Origin of the sequence: Thiomicrorhabdus heinhorstiae (genome assembly GCF_013391765.2) — a bacterium.
GTDB classification, from domain to species: domain Bacteria; phylum Pseudomonadota; class Gammaproteobacteria; order Thiomicrospirales; family Thiomicrospiraceae; genus Thiomicrorhabdus; species Thiomicrorhabdus heinhorstiae.
Window position 1 is genome coordinate 37868 of record NZ_JACBGI020000003.1, and the last position, 14945, is coordinate 52812.

Consider the following 14945-nt stretch of genomic DNA (forward strand, 5'->3'; position numbering starts at 1 on the left):
TCTGCTTGCTCGTGCAGATAAACAAGACCGCAAACTTCTAATCCAACTATTTTGAAAAAGGAATTTTAAGCTTAGCGAGATTTGTAATCACAGCAGCTTAAAAACCCTTCTAAAATTCGATACCCTCGATCTGGCATATTGTATTCATATCCTTATCCCCACGCCCGGACAGATTAACGATAATCACCTGATCTTTAGACATGGTTGGTGCCAGTTTGGTCGCGTAGGCGATCGCGTGGCTGGATTCCAACGCCGGAATAATTCCTTCGAAACGAGTCAAGTCACGGAATCCCTGCAACGCTTCTTCATCGTCGATGGCAACATAATTAACACGCCCGATATCTTTTAGCCAAGAGTGTTCAGGACCGACGCCCGGATAATCCAATCCGGCGGAAATAGAATGGGTTCCTAAAATCTGTCCATGCTCATCCTGCATCAAATAGGTACGGTTACCATGCAATACCCCCGGCTTACCTTTGCACAAAGGCGCTGCATGTTCACCGGTTTCCAGACCATGTCCTGCAGGTTCGACACCATAGATTTGCACACTTTCATCCGGCAGGAACTTATGGAACAGACCAATGGCGTTCGAACCACCACCAACACAGGCAATCAATGCATCCGGCAGTTTGCCCTCTTTCTCCAAAATCTGCTCACGTGCTTCACGGCCGATCACGGCTTGAAAATCGCGAACCATTGCCGGATACGGATGCGGGCCTGCAACCGTGCCGATAATGTAAAAAGTATCATCCACATTGGTTACCCAGTCACGCATCGCTTCATTCAAAGCATCTTTAAGCGTTCGTGAACCGGATTCAACCGACACCACCGTCGCACCCAGCATTTTCATGCGCGCAACGTTCGGGGCCTGGCGCACTACATCGTCCGCACCCATATAAACGACACACTCCAAGCCAAGGCGTGCAGCGACCGTCGCACTGGCGACACCGTGCTGTCCGGCACCGGTTTCGGCAATAATACGGGTTTTACCAAGACGCTTCGCCAGCAAAGCTTGCCCAATCGTGTTATTAACCTTGTGCGCCCCGGTATGATTCAGATCTTCACGCTTTAAGTAGATTTTTGCGCCACCAAGCTCTTCCGACCAACGCTTGGCCAAATACAAAGGTGTCGGACGACCGACATAGTCTCGTAAATCCTGCGCCAACTCATCCAGAAACTCCGGACTGTTCTTAACACTTTCGTACTCCTGATTCAGCTGTTCCAAAGCCGCCATCAGGGTCTCAGGCGCAAAAATTCCGCCGTATGGCCCGAAATGGCCGTGTTCATCCGGGAACTTAGAAAAATCTACTGTCATTCGACTCTACTCATTACATTTTTAATAAATTTCTGCACCTTTTCCGGCGACTTTTTACCTTTGCACTCTTCGACACCACCACTGACATCGACCGCCCAAGGCTGGACCTCTTCAATTGCCGAAACGACATTCTCCGCCGTTAGCCCACCTGCCAGAATCACCGGCATCGGATGCGGTGGCCTGGCCCATTGCCAGTTAAAACTCTCTCCAGTCCCACCGGGCACTCCTGGCTTATAGGTATCCAGAAGCAGTCCGATTGCGCGAGTATAATCTCGCGCCAACCCGTGCAAATCAGTACCTTCCTGCATCGCCACTGCTTTCATATAAGGGCGGCCGAAAGATTCACAAAACTTGGCACTTTCATTACCGTGGAACTGCAAAAGATCAATATTCACCTGCTGCAATACCTGGCGAACGAAATCCGCATCCGGATCGACAAAAAGCGCTGTTTTGGTTACGAAAGCCGGCACTGCAGCAGCAATTTCCGCCGCCGTTTCCAGCGAAACGTTACGCGGGCTCGGCGGATAAAATACCAGCCCGATTGCATCCGCGCCCGAATAACATGCTGTCAAAGCATCAGCAACGTTCGTCAAACCGCAGATTTTAACACGGGTACGCATCATTGGAGGAGGTGTTATTGCCATAAGATCTCATTTAGAGGTTGTTGCGGGATCGCGAATTCCGATGGATAGAAGGCATTTACGAAATAAAGCCCATCAGCCGGAGCAGTCGGCGCTGCCAGAGTCCGATCTTTTGATGCCAATAATTCCGTAACCCAATTAACATCTTCATGTCCCTTGCCGATTTTGATCAAGGTCCCGCTGATATTACGCACCATATGATGCAGGAACGCATTGGCTTGAATGTCGATAAACACCATATCGCCACGACGACTGACAGCAACCTTCTGCACTTCACGACGCGCATGGCTTGCCTGGCAGGCTGCGGCGCGGAAAGCACTGAAATCCTGTTCTCCGATCAACGCCTGCGCAGCTGCATGCATCCTAGCCTCGTCAAGAAGATACGGTTCCCAAGTCACTCTGTTCGCCAAAACCGCACTATGCACAGAACGATTGAAGATGACATAGCGATACTGGCGAGCAACCGCCGAAAAACGTGCATGAAACTCGCTGTCCATCTCTTTGGCCCAAACTACCCGAATATCTCCCGGTAACTGGGTATTGGTTCCTTCAACCCAGGCTTTGGCCGGTCTTTGCGATTCCGTTTCGAAATGCACCACCTGTCCGATAGCATGCACTCCAGTATCGGTTCTGCCGGCGCAAAACAGCGAAATTTCATGCGCAGCAATACAACTCAGAGCCATCTCGAGATTCCCTTGAACCGAATCGCAATGACCTTGCCGCTGCCATCCGCAATAGCGAGTGCCCTGGTATTCGATGCCTAAGGCGATGCGCATTACTTACAGATAGTCTTTGATCAACAACTCGGCAATCTGTACCGTATTCGTCGCGGCACCTTTACGAACGTTATCGGCAACAACCCACAGGTTCAAACCGTTCTCGCAAGTGATATCTTCACGAATACGCCCGACATAAACCGGATTGGTATCCGCCGCATCGGTTACCGCTGTCGGATAGCCGCCATCGACATGCTCATCAATCAAAACAACACCATCTGCTTTTTCGAAAAGCGCTTTGGCTTCAGCCGCTGTGATTTTCTTGTCGGTCTCGATATGCACCGCTTCACTGTGGCCATAAAAAACTGGAACACGCACTGCTGTCGGGTTAACCAGAATCGAATCGTCGCCCATGATCTTTTTGGTTTCCCACACCATTTTCATCTCTTCTTTGGTGTAACCGTTGTCCATGAAAACATCGATTTGCGGAATACAGTTGAAGGCGATCTGTTTAGGATAAACCTTACTTTCAACCGGCTTCATATTCAACAGGTTAGCGGTTTGAGTGGCCAGCTCTTCAATCGCTTCTTTCCCTGTTCCCGATACCGCCTGATAGGTCGCTACGTTAATGCGCTTGATGCCTGCCGCATCATAGATCGGCTTCAAGGCTACCAGCATCTGAATGGTCGAGCAGTTCGGATTGGCGATAATACCGCGGGTTTTATAGCCGGCAATCGCCTGCGGATTCACTTCCGGCACAACCAGAGGGATATCGTCGTCGTATCGGAACTGTGATGTGTTATCGACCACAACGCAGCCAGCCGCCGCAGCTTTCGGCGCGTAGACGGCAGAAACGCTGGCGCCCGGAGAAAACAGACCGATTTGCGCCTTAGAAAAATCAAACGTCTCCAAGTCTTGAACTTCAACCCACTTTCCGTTGAATTCGATCTTTTTCCCTGCCGAACGGCTGGAAGCAAGAGGGTAAAGATTTCCTACCGGAAAATTACGCTCTTCCAAAACTTTTAAGATTGTTTCCCCTACCGCTCCGGTAGCACCGACAACTGCGATATCGTATAACTTCGACATTCGACTCTATTCCTTGTTTAAACTTTTGTCGTAAATAATTAATCAAACCACCCGCCAAAAACGGGAAGCCCTATATTTCGTGTTGAACGTTCTCAATGCTTCTCAAAGTCTTTTGCAGGCCGTCATCAGCCAATTGACCGTGTATCAACTTTTGGAACGTTTCCGGCAATCCAAGCACCACGCCATCCTCAGTCACCTCATGATTATGCCCGATAAACTTGCCGCCGCTTTCAATCGCCAGATCACCGCAAACCAGCTCACCGACAAACTTGCCGCCTTTCAGAATTTCCAGCTTCTCGCAAGCGACCTTGCCTTCAAGCACCCCGCTAACCACCAGGTTGCGTGCTTTGACCAACCCGGAGACACGGCCTTCATGCCCGATCGACACATCGTGATCACTATCCAAAACCCCTTCGACTGTGCCATCCACATGCAAAGGCCCATCCTGATGAACTAGTTCACCTTTGATGGTGCATTTTTTGGCGAGAATTGTTTTTCCACCAACCGAATCTGATGGTCGACTGCTTGACTTAAAGAGCCCCATGGTACTTTTTTCACCTGTTCGAAAATGCTGTCATAATTCGCCAGATCCCAGTCCTGAAACGGTTCCGGATCCAAACGCCGCTGTAAAAACCAAACTTCGTAATGCAAATGCGGTCCGGTGGATCGTCCGGACGAACCGACTGTTCCGATCACCTGCCCTTTGCTGACATAATCACCGACCTTAACATCCATCGATTTCAAATGGCCGTAACGGGAACGAAAGCCGTTGGAATGTGCAATCGAAATCAAATTTCCGTAGCCGCTGCTTTTGTTATAACCGGCAAATTGCACCACACCATCTGCGGTAGCCAGCACCGGCTCGCCCATTTCCGCTTTGTAATCGATACCGCCATGCATTTGACGCAAACCGGTAATCGGATGTTTGCGGTAGCCATACGGACTGGTTAAACCCTTATAGTTCTTGACCGCCGAACCGCTCGGAATCAATTCAAGCATCAAACGTTTACCAAGCGAATCCAGCTGAACCCGTTTCATACGGTCCTGATAATCGACCGAATCGACCCCATTGCCTTTTAAACCGATTAAATCTTCAACACCTTGCAGAGTCTGATCCAGAAAGGTCAATTGATCGCTTTTCTGCGTCAACTCGCGTTCGGTAAGGATTTTTTCCTTTAACAGCTCTTCGTAATCCGCCTGGGTTTTTGCAACGCTGTCTTTCAGTGTTTTCAAAGCCAACTCATGGTCGGCTTCGATCTGTCTGGCTTCAAACAGCATCCAATACAGTGAAATCCCGCCAATAACCCAAAAAATCAACAGAACCGAAATCCACAGCCAGGCGAATTTTCGCACTGCCTGCTTAAACGAGTAATGCTTAGCACCGTAAACATCGCTTATCGTGATGGTAAAGTAATTTTTCATGGTCGAATCGAGACTCGGGCTTCAGCACTTACAGTGCTGCAACGACCGCATCACCCATTTCCGAACAGGTCACTTGAGTGCAACCTTCCGACCAGATATCACCGGTACGCAAACCTTGATCCAATACTTTGGAAATCGCTTCTTCAATCTTCACTGCCAAATCTTCGCGGCCCAGAGAGTAACGCAACATCATTGCAGCAGACAGAATCGTCGCCAAAGGATTAGCCTTGTTTTGACCCGCGATGTCCGGCGCTGAACCGTGCGAAGGCTCGTACATACCTTTATTGTTTTCATCCAGAGATGCTGATGCCAGCATACCGATCGAACCGGTCAGCATGGAAGCTTCGTCAGATAGAATGTCACCGAACATATTACCGGTTACCATAACGTCGAATTGCTTCGGATTCAGAACCAGCTGCATGGCTGCATTGTCGACATACATGTGCTTGACTTCAACTTCCGGATATTCTTTAGCCACTTCTTCAACCACTTCACGCCACATTTCGGTTACTTCCAAAACATTCGCCTTATCCACCGAAGTCAATTTCTTGTTACGCTTCATCGCAGCCTGGAAAGCCACATGCGCAATACGCTTAACTTCAGACTCAGAGTAAACGTAAGTGTTATAACCTTGACGCTCACCGTTATCCAGAACACGAATCCCACGAGGCTGACCGAAGTAGATACCACCGGTCAATTCACGCACAATCAAAATATCCAGACCGGCAACGATTTCCGGTTTAAGCGTTGAAGCCGAAGCCAATTGCGGATACAAAACCGCCGGACGCAGGTTGGCGAAAAGCCCCATCTCTTTACGCAGACGCAGCAAGCCTTTTTCAGGACGTACGGAGATATCCAGAGATTCCCACTTATAACCACCTACAGCCCCAAGAAGAACCGCATCCGCCTGATGTGCCTTTTCCATAGTTGCATCAGCCAACGGCACGCCGTGTACATCATAGGCCGCACCACCGACCAAATCTTCTTCCATGGAAATATCCAAACCGTCGGTTTCCACCAACTTATTCAATATTTTTACCGCTTCAGCGGTAATTTCAGGACCGATACCGTCACCAGGAAGAATCAATACACTTTTTGTCATCTGTTATTTCTCTTTTTGAACCACATCGTTTTTAAACAAACGTGCGGAGGTTTAATCATAATTCTCGATAAAATAAAGCATGCGAATTCAAACCAATGAAAGCGCATGCTTCATGATGTAATTTTTACGCGTACAACCAGGGTTTGGTCGCTTTACGATTATCTTCATAAGCCTTGATATCGTCCTGATACTGCAAAGTCAGACCGATATCATCCAAACCGTTCAGCAAGCAATGGCGACGGAAGCTATCCACTTCGAAAGCGATCATATCGCCATTCGGCTTAATAATCTGCTGCGCATCCAAATCGACCGTCAACTCGTAACCTTCGGCGGCAAACACTTCATTAAACAGGTCGTCCACCGTCTTTTCGTCCAGAATGATCGGCAAAATACCGTTTTTAAAACTGTTGTTAAAAAAGATATCCGCAAAACTCGGCGAAATAATGACGTCAAAGCCGTAATCTTTCAACGCCCAAGGTGCGTGCTCGCGACTGGAACCACAACCGAAGTTCTCGCGGGTCAACAGAATCTTGGCACCTTGATAACGCGGCTGGTTAAGCACAAATTCTTTGCGCAGAGGGCGGCCCGAATTATCCGAATCCGGCTGTCCGACATCTTCATAACGCCACTCATCAAACAGATTAGGACCGAAACCGGTGCGTTTGATCGACTTCAAAAACTGTTTTGGAATGATCGCATCGGTATCGACATTAGCACGATCCAATGGAGCCACAATCGCCGTCAACTTCTTAAACTTATCCATTCTTATCTCCTATCCAAGTCGTTCAGGCAAAATCACGCACATCAACAAAATGTCCAGCCACCGCTGCTGCTGCTGCCATTTGCGGGCTGACCAGATGGGTACGCCCGCCGGCACCTTGGCGACCTTCGAAGTTACGGTTCGAAGTAGAAGCGCAGTGTTTACCGGAAGGCAAGCGATCGGAGTTCATTGCCAGACACATTGAACAACCCGGGTTACGCCATTCGAAACCGGCCTCGACAAATACTTTATCCAGCCCCTCTTCTTCCGCCTGCTGCTTAACCAGCCCGGAACCAGGAACTGCAATCGCCAGTTCGACCTTATCGGAAACTTTCTTGCCTTTCAACACTTCAGCAGCGGCACGCAAATCCTCGATGCGCGAGTTGGTACAGGAACCGATAAATACATATTCGACCGGAATATCCTTAATCGCCATACCGGCCTGCAAACCCATATATCTCAAAGCGTTGCGAATCGAAGTTGCCTTAACCGGATCCGCTTCTTTTTCCGGATCAGGCACGATACCGTTGACGTCCAGCACCATTTCCGGAGACGTTCCCCAGCTGACCTGCGGTTCGATACTGTCGCCGTCGAGCTCAACAACACGATCGAAGACCGCATCATCATCGGAATGCAATTCTTTCCAGGCTTCAACCGCCTGATCCCACTTCTCGCCTTTCGGCGCAAAAGGGCGGCCTTTAACATATTCAACGGTTTTTTCGTCAACACCGACCAGACCGACACGCGCACCGCCTTCAATGGCCATATTGCAGACAGTCATACGCCCTTCAACCGACATATCCTTAAAGACCTGCCCACCGAATTCGATTGCATACCCTGTTCCGCCAGCAGTACCGATTTTACCGATAATGGCCAGGACAACGTCCTTCGGAGTAACCCCCGGCTTCAACTGTCCGTCGACCTTGACCAACATGTTCTTCATTTTCTTCTGCAACAAACACTGCGTCGCCAAAACATGCTCGACTTCCGAGGTTCCGATACCGTGAGCCAAAGCGCCCAAAGCTCCGTGAGTCGCGGTATGCGAATCACCGCAAACCACGGTCGTACCCGGCAAAGTCATACCCTCTTCCGGACCGACAACATGCACGATACCCTGACGAGGATCCCCCATGCCGAACTCGGTAATACCGAATTCACGGGTATTCATGCCCAAAGTCTGTACCTGGATTCGGGAAACCGGATCATCGATCGTCTCAGCACCACCTTTCAGAGCAGTGGTCGGCACATTGTGGTCACAGGTGGCTAGGTTCGCATCTACGCGCCACGGTTTGCGATGGGCAAGTCGCAGTCCTTCAAACGCCTGTGGTGAAGTTACTTCGTGAAGCAGCTGGCGGTCGATATAAATCAACGCCGTACCATCTTCTTCTTGACGAACTACATGATCGTCCCACAATTTGTCGTATAAAGTTTTCCCTGCCATTGCTTACAACCTGCTGAAATACATTTTTGAAAAATAGTCATAAATTATATCATCTAAGAAACACTTCTAAATAGTAAAATACAATCACCAACATAGATAAAACATTAAAGGACAGCTACATGAGCTATTCCGTCAAGGAAGTGTTCTATTCTCTGCAAGGCGAAGGCTTTCACAGCGGGCGGCCTGCCATCTTTTGCCGATTGACGCAATGCAACCTGTGGACCGGACGCGAACAGGATCGAGCCAAAGCGATCTGCCAATTTTGCGACACCGACTTCATCGGCACCGACGGACAAAACGGCGGTAAATTTGCCGACGCCGCAGCACTAAGCAAGCACCTGCTTAATTTCTGGCCGGATAAAAACGTTGTTCCCTTTGTTGTTTTAACCGGTGGCGAACCGCTGCTGCAGGTCGATCAAGCATTAATCGACACTCTGCATGAGTTCGGTTTTGAAATCGCCATTGAAACCAACGGTACCAAACAGGCGCCGCAGCAGATCGACTGGATCTGCGTCAGCCCGAAAGCCAACGCCCCGCTTTTGCTCGACCACGGAAATGAACTGAAGCTGGTTTATCCGCAAGCCGAACTCCTGCCGGAGAAGGTTGCCGATCTGCCTTTCGAGCATTTCTATCTGCAACCGATGGACGATGCCGATCCGCAAATCCAAACCGCCAATATTCGCGCCGCAGTCGAATACTGCCTGGCCCACCCACAATGGCAGCTTAGCCTGCAAACCCATAAGCTACTCGGCATCGACTAAACCCTCTCTAAAACCTTTAGCAGTAAAATTAGCAATGACATCTGATCCATTTGAATTAAATATTGAAAACCTGAGTCACGACGGTCGCGGAGTCGGTCGCCACCAAGGTAAAACCTGTTTTGTCGAAGGAGCGGTTCCCGGTGATCGGGTAAGCGTTGCCGTTACGCAGGACAACGACCATTTTGCCGATTGTAAACTTCTGGAAATCCTGGATGCCTCGCCCGACAGGCAAACACCTTTCTGCGAATACTACGGCCTTTGCGGAGGTTGCCAACTGCAACACCTGAATGTCGAAGCGCAGCGTAAATGGAAATTTGCCAATATTCTCACCAGCCTGAAGCAGGCGTTAAAACAGGATGATTTTGAAGTCTGCCCACCCCTAACCGGAACGGATATCGGCTATAGACGCAGAGCGCGGTTTTTTCTCAGCATCGACAAAAAAGAGAAGCAGCCTCGCTTGGGCTTTAAGGAAAATTCCAGCAACCGTTTGGTGGACATCGAACAATGCCCGGTTCTGGATCCGGAACTCAACCAAGCATTACAAACCCATCGCAACCCTTTGCTGAACAGCGCATCGCGGGCCGAAAAACAACTAACCATCGTCAAAGCAGACAATGGCGTGTTCGGTTTTGAAGAACGTGAAGAAACTCCCTACTACAGCATAGAACCACAGCTAAAAATGCATTTCGACCAGGAAGGCTTTATCCAGGTTAACGGTGAAATCAATCGTAAAATGATCACCCAGGCACTTGACTGGCTAGAATTGCAAACACAGCATAAAGTACTGGATCTGTTTTGCGGTCAGGGGAACTTTACCCTGCCGATTGCCAAACAAGCCAAAGAGGTCATTGGTATCGAAGGCGACGACAATGCCGTCGCCATGGGAAACTTTAATGCCGAGAGTAACGGGATTGCCAACTGCCGCTTTGAGAAATTCGATCTTTTTCAAGACCCTTCCGGCTACGCCTGGTTTCGCAAACAACGCTATGATCGAATCCTTCTCGATCCGGGACGGCTAGGCGCTGCCGAGCTATGCAAACATCTTGGCAAGCTGGATGCGCAACTGATCGTTTATGTCTCCTGCAACGCTTCAACCCTGATTCGCGACTTGCAAACCCTGCAGTCTCAGGGCTACCAGTTACAAAAAATCGGTTTCATGGACATGTTCCCACACACTACTCACACAGAAGTAATGGTGCAGCTGCGCAAAAATGCCAAAACCGGTAAAAGCCGTGAAAAACGTACGCAAGCAAAAAAACAATTCCGTTTTTAACCCTTTTCTATTTAGCCGGATTTTTCGGGAATTCGGCCTTACTTTCCTACCGCACTCATACAATCGACGCGCCTGATTAAAAATATTACAAGTCTTGATAGATTTTCCTTACTGTTCAATGGGTATTGTTCATGTTATAGTTTGTCTAATTATTTTTTTAGCCATGGCTAATTTATTAAAATTAACAAACCTCTTAATACCGTTCGGTAAAAATTAACTATGAAAAAATTCCTGCAAATCGCCAAACGCATCGGCTTGTTGCTGAGTCTGAGCGCCGTATCTTTTTCAGCCCAGGCTCAACTTCAAGTTGTTGTCACCACCGGTATGATCGCCGACCTGGCCCGCAACATCGGTGGCGACAATCTAAAAGTAACCGCCTTAATGGGCAGCGGAGTTGATCCGCATTTGTATAAAGCCACTCAAGGCGATTTAAGACGATTAAGCCGCGCCGATCTGATTCTCTATAACGGGTTGCATCTCGAAGGCAAGATGCAGGACATCTTTGAAAAAATGGCGCGTAAAAAAGCAGTGTTTGCCGTCAGCGATAAAATTCCGGAAGAAAATTTAATTCAACACGGCAAGGTTCACGATCCACACATCTGGTTTAACGTCCAGCTGTGGATTGAAGCCGGAAAACGCATTACGGAGATTCTTTCCCAACAAGACCCAAAACACGCGCAAATTTATCAGCAGCGCTCGCAAGCCTACCTGAAACAGCTTCAAGAGCTGAATAGTTGGGTGCATCAGCAGATCGAACTGATTCCGCAGCAAAAACGCATTCTCATCACCGCGCACGACGCCTTCAACTATTTCGGCCACGCTTACGGCATTAAAGTCATGGGGTTGCAAGGGATCAGTACTGCAGCGGAATTCGGATTGCAGGACGTCAAATATCTTAAAGACGTAATTGTCGCCAATAAAATCTCGGCGGTGTTTGTCGAGTCCAGCGTTTCCCCTAAATTTATTCAATCGCTGGTTGCCGGCGTCAAAGCCGAAGGGCATGAATTAAAAATCGGCGGCGAACTGTTTTCGGATGCCATGGGTATCAAAGGAACACCGGAAGGTACCTATATCGGCATGGTTAAGCACAATGTCCATACCATTGTGGAGGCTTTGAAATAATGAGCCCGACACAAACCATTTTCCCAAGTCACCCGCCGCTCAGTGTCAAGCAGCTGAGCATGCGTTATCACCACAAACCGGTACTGACCGATGTCAGCTTCAGTATCCCCGAAGGCAAAACCATTGCCATCGTCGGCCCAAATGGTGCCGGTAAGTCATCCTTGCTGAAAGGCATTATGGGACTGGAGAGCATTATCGAGGGCGAGGTGAAATTCTTCGGTGAGGATTTAAACCGAAAACGTCTGGCGACCGCTTATGTACCGCAACGAGAAGAGATTGACTGGGACTTTCCAATCAACGTAATGGACGTGGTTTTAATGGGCCGTCACGGCCATCTTTCCTTGTGGAAACGACCAAGCCGCATCGATCGAGATATTGCCGAACAGGCTCTTAAAGACCTCAACATGTGGGAGTTCCGAGACCGCCAGATCAGTCAACTATCCGGCGGCCAGCAGCAACGGGTCTTTTTGGCACGAGCTCTGGCGCAGCAGGCGAATTTATATCTGATGGACGAGCCCTTTGCCGGAGTCGACGTCGCTACCGAAAAAGCGATTATCGAACTGTTTTCGCAACTTAAACAACGCGGTAAAACTATTGTCTGCGTCCATCACGACTTAAACACCGTCGGCGAATACTTCGACTGGATCGTATTTATCAATGCTCGCCTGGTGGCCGCCGGCCCGGTTGAAGAAGTCCTCACTCCGGAAAATCTTGCTAAAACCTACGGCGGACGCCTGTCTCTGCTAAACGACCTGACCGAACAGCTTTACCGCTCCAAAGTCAATAAAATCCACGATGAGGGCGCCTGATAGTGGAAGCCTGGAATCTAACCCACTCGGTCAGCATGTGGGACAATCTGGCAGCCTTTTGGCGTTTCGAAGACATTAACGCTCTATGGGTTCTGAGCGGCAGTATCCTGTTAGGCATGAGCGCTTCGGTTATCGGCGCTTTCGCCTTTTTAAGAAAGCGTTCTCTGATCGGTGACGCTCTGGCACATGCCGCACTGCCCGGCGTTATGATGGCCTTTTTACTGTTTCAATCACGCGACCCGGTCGTGATTTTTTTCGGCGCTCTGCTGAGCAGTTTCGTCGGTTTTTTCATTATCGACTGGCTGCCGAAAAACACCAAAATCAAACCGGATGCCGCTTTGGCGATCACGCTGTCGTTCTTCTTTGCACTCGGCCTGATGCTGCTGTCGTATATTCAAGGCGCAGAACTGGAAAATAAAAGCGGGCTGGACAAAATCCTCTTCGGTCAGGCGGCTGCTATGACCGAAAGCGATATTCACCTGCTCGCCTATGTCTCCTTGTTTATTCTGATAACGGTCGCCCTCTTCTTCCAGAAATTCCGCCTGATTGCTTTCAACCGTATCTATGCCCAGAGTCTGGGAATTTCAGTCAAGAGCTATGAACTCCTGCTGGCGCTGCTGATCGTGATGTCGGTTGTCGTCGGCTTACAACTGGTCGGAGTGGTCCTGATGGCTGCCGTCCTCCTGACACCGATCGCCGCTACCCGCTACTGGAGTAATCAGCTAACGCCGATGCTACTTCTGGCGAGTACTATCGGCGCCTTAAGCGCTCTGATCAGCACTCAGGTATCCTATCTGGCACCGGCAATGCCGACCGGGCCCTGGATGGTGGTTTCGCTTTCACTGCTGTTTATGATTTCGTTGTTTTTCGGCACCAATAAAGGCCTGCTTAAACGCTGGCTGGAAACCCGCGCTCTTCGCAAACGCGTTGCCGAAGAAAATATTCTGCGTACCTTCTATAAACTCAGCGAACGCCAGCAGGAACGCGAGAGCTTCAGCATGGCCGACGTTCAGGGAATGCGCAATATGCAGGCTTCGCAATTACACGCCACGCTGGATCAAATGCTGCGTAAAGGTCTGATCCTGTCACAATCGGGCGGCTACCGTTTAAGCGAAAGCGGCATGCAACAGGCCAGCCAACTGACTCGCCGCCACCGTTTATGGGAAAACTACCTGATGCAACAGGCGGAATTGAGTCCGGATATGGTCCACCAGCAGGCGGAACGCATGGAGCATATTCTGACTGCTGACGAAGAGACAAAACTGCAAGCCGAACTGAATTCCAGCCACGCCGACCCGCACGGTCAACCGATTCCGCAAGGCAAAGGAGAGCGCCATGATTAACGATCTTTGGATTCTCGCCACAGCGTCACTGGTCGCCGCCGCCTGCTCGATGGTCGGGGTCTTTCTGATTCTGAGACGTCAGGCTCTGCTCGGCGACGCCATCAGTCATTCGGTTCTGCTCGGTATCGTTCTGGCCTATCTGCTTTCCGGTTCGCGCGATCTGTTTGTCATGCTATTCGGCGCGGTCGCCATCGGTCTGGTAACGGCCTGGTTGAGCGATACGCTGCATCGCTTCGGACGTATCCAGGCGGATGCCAGTATCGGCATTATCTTCACCCTGTTTTTTGCTCTCGGGGTAATACTGGTTTCATTGTTTGCAGGACAGATCGACCTGGATCAGGAGTGCGTACTCTACGGCGAGATCGCATTCGTGCCTTTCGACACCATCTATTTAGGAGGCATGGAAAATGGCGTTGAAATCGGCCCGCGCGCTTTCTGGACAATTCTGGTTGTTTTTGCAATCGTGTTGATCAGCATCCTACTGGCCTTCCAACGTCTGCAAACGGTTTCTTTTCATCCAAGTCTAGCGGCTTCCTTAGGAATCAACATCCTGTTTTGGCACTACTTTCTGATGACGCTGGTTTCGATGACGACTGTCGCTTCGTTTGACGCCGTCGGCGCCATACTGGTAGTCGCTCTTCTGGTTATACCGGCCAGTAGCGCCTACCTGCTTGCCAAATCTTTGAAAGGCATGCTGTGGATCGCTTTTGCCTATTCGCAAGTCGCCGTTGTGGTCGGTTATGCCGTATCTTATCAACTCGACAGTTCGATTTCGGCATCGATTGCGGTTGCCGCCGGCATTTTGCTTGCTCTAACCATAGCCATACAGCTGCTTAACAAGCGCTACCGTCAAAAACAGCCCGCAAAACAGTTCGCGCCGGAACAGGCGTCGTCGAACGCTTAAGGTTGCTGAAAAATGCCCGGTTTCAACCGGTAGCATTCGGTGATACCCTGTAATTTACTCAAGCAACCGCCGCATCCGGTCGATGCGCCGGTTGCCAATTGCAAGGTTTCCACCCCTACCTGCTGCGGGTTTTGCGGAAGCGATTTCAATAACTGATCAAGATAGACATGATGACAGGTACAGATCAACGGGTTTTCCTCGATCAACATCTGCACATAAGTTTCCTGACATAGATGTAAATTCATGCAAC

At 49.7% G+C, this 14945-nt stretch carries 16 protein-coding genes; 6 read left to right on the plus strand and 10 right to left on the minus strand.

The features are described 5' to 3' along the window. Positions 1-109: 109 nt before the first annotated feature. The 9 genes from trpB to leuC all read right to left on the minus strand — a co-directional run bounded on the left by trpB (position 110) and on the right by leuC (position 8483). Positions 110-1315, minus strand: coding sequence for a tryptophan synthase subunit beta (gene trpB, locus H8792_RS03030; protein WP_185977458.1), 1206 nt, complete (start codon positions 1313-1315; stop codon positions 110-112). Then, positions 1312-1959 carry a phosphoribosylanthranilate isomerase gene (locus H8792_RS03035; RefSeq protein WP_228766910.1) on the minus strand — a complete coding sequence of 216 codons (648 nt, stop codon included), beginning with the start codon at positions 1957-1959 and terminating at the stop codon, positions 1312-1314. Before H8792_RS03035 ends, trpB begins: the two co-directional genes overlap by 4 nt. Next, on the minus strand, positions 1950-2732 hold the full coding sequence (truA, locus tag H8792_RS03040; protein ID WP_185977459.1) for a tRNA pseudouridine(38-40) synthase TruA: 783 nt from the start codon (positions 2730-2732) through the stop codon (positions 1950-1952). The genes H8792_RS03035 and truA overlap by 10 nt, the downstream gene beginning before the upstream one ends. A gap of 3 nt (positions 2733-2735) precedes the next feature. Continuing rightward, entirely contained in the window at positions 2736-3758 is a 1023-nt protein-coding gene (locus tag H8792_RS03045; protein WP_185977460.1) for an aspartate-semialdehyde dehydrogenase, read from the minus strand. A 70-nt stretch (positions 3759-3828) separates the two neighbouring features. After that, positions 3829-4248 (minus strand): bactofilin family protein, encoded by a 420-nt coding sequence (locus H8792_RS03050; RefSeq protein ID WP_324187590.1) that lies wholly within the window; start codon positions 4246-4248, stop codon positions 3829-3831. After that, positions 4212-5180 (minus strand): M23 family metallopeptidase, encoded by a 969-nt coding sequence (locus tag H8792_RS03055; RefSeq protein ID WP_185977462.1) that lies wholly within the window; start codon positions 5178-5180, stop codon positions 4212-4214. Before H8792_RS03055 ends, H8792_RS03050 begins: the two co-directional genes overlap by 37 nt. 28 nt (positions 5181-5208) lie before the next feature. Further along, on the minus strand, positions 5209-6282 hold the full coding sequence (gene leuB, locus H8792_RS03060) for a 3-isopropylmalate dehydrogenase (protein WP_185977463.1): 1074 nt from the start codon (positions 6280-6282) through the stop codon (positions 5209-5211). Between the two features lie 124 nt (positions 6283-6406). Beyond that, the gene (gene leuD / locus H8792_RS03065; protein WP_185977464.1) at positions 6407-7045 is read right to left on the minus strand and encodes a 3-isopropylmalate dehydratase small subunit; all 639 of its coding nucleotides are present in this window, start codon (positions 7043-7045) and stop codon (positions 6407-6409) included. Between the two features lie 22 nt (positions 7046-7067). Next, a complete protein-coding gene (gene leuC / locus H8792_RS03070) occupies positions 7068-8483 on the minus strand; it encodes a 3-isopropylmalate dehydratase large subunit (protein ID WP_185977465.1) in 1416 nt (471 codons plus the stop codon). A gap of 119 nt (positions 8484-8602) precedes the next feature. Here leuC and queE point away from each other — a divergent pair, with 119 nt between their 5' ends. The 6 genes from queE to H8792_RS03100 all read left to right on the plus strand — a co-directional run bounded on the left by queE (position 8603) and on the right by H8792_RS03100 (position 14695). Continuing rightward, a complete protein-coding gene (gene queE, locus H8792_RS03075; RefSeq protein ID WP_185977466.1) occupies positions 8603-9244 on the plus strand; it encodes a 7-carboxy-7-deazaguanine synthase in 642 nt (213 codons plus the stop codon). Between the two features lie 34 nt (positions 9245-9278). Then, complete coding sequence (gene rlmD / locus H8792_RS03080; protein ID WP_185977467.1) at positions 9279-10517, plus strand: 23S rRNA (uracil(1939)-C(5))-methyltransferase RlmD; 1239 nt, start codon at positions 9279-9281, stop codon at positions 10515-10517. Positions 10518-10736: 219 nt separating this feature from the next. After that, positions 10737-11639 carry a metal ABC transporter solute-binding protein, Zn/Mn family gene (locus tag H8792_RS03085; RefSeq protein ID WP_185977468.1) on the plus strand — a complete coding sequence of 301 codons (903 nt, stop codon included), beginning with the start codon at positions 10737-10739 and terminating at the stop codon, positions 11637-11639. Next, on the plus strand, positions 11639-12448 hold the full coding sequence (locus H8792_RS03090; protein ID WP_185977469.1) for a metal ABC transporter ATP-binding protein: 810 nt from the start codon (positions 11639-11641) through the stop codon (positions 12446-12448). The genes H8792_RS03085 and H8792_RS03090 overlap by 1 nt, the downstream gene beginning before the upstream one ends. A 2-nt stretch (positions 12449-12450) precedes the next feature. Next, positions 12451-13791: a metal ABC transporter permease gene (locus H8792_RS03095; RefSeq protein ID WP_185977470.1), complete on the plus strand. Its 1341-nt coding sequence runs from the start codon at positions 12451-12453 to the stop codon at positions 13789-13791. Then, the gene (locus tag H8792_RS03100; protein WP_185977471.1) at positions 13784-14695 is read left to right on the plus strand and encodes a metal ABC transporter permease; all 912 of its coding nucleotides are present in this window, start codon (positions 13784-13786) and stop codon (positions 14693-14695) included. Before H8792_RS03095 ends, H8792_RS03100 begins: the two co-directional genes overlap by 8 nt. Here H8792_RS03100 and H8792_RS03105 read toward each other — a convergent pair. Next, positions 14692-14940 (minus strand): (2Fe-2S)-binding protein, encoded by a 249-nt coding sequence (locus H8792_RS03105; protein WP_185977472.1) that lies wholly within the window; start codon positions 14938-14940, stop codon positions 14692-14694. The two genes, H8792_RS03100 and H8792_RS03105, sit on opposite strands and share 4 nt — an antisense overlap. Between the last annotated feature and the right edge of the window lie 5 nt (positions 14941-14945).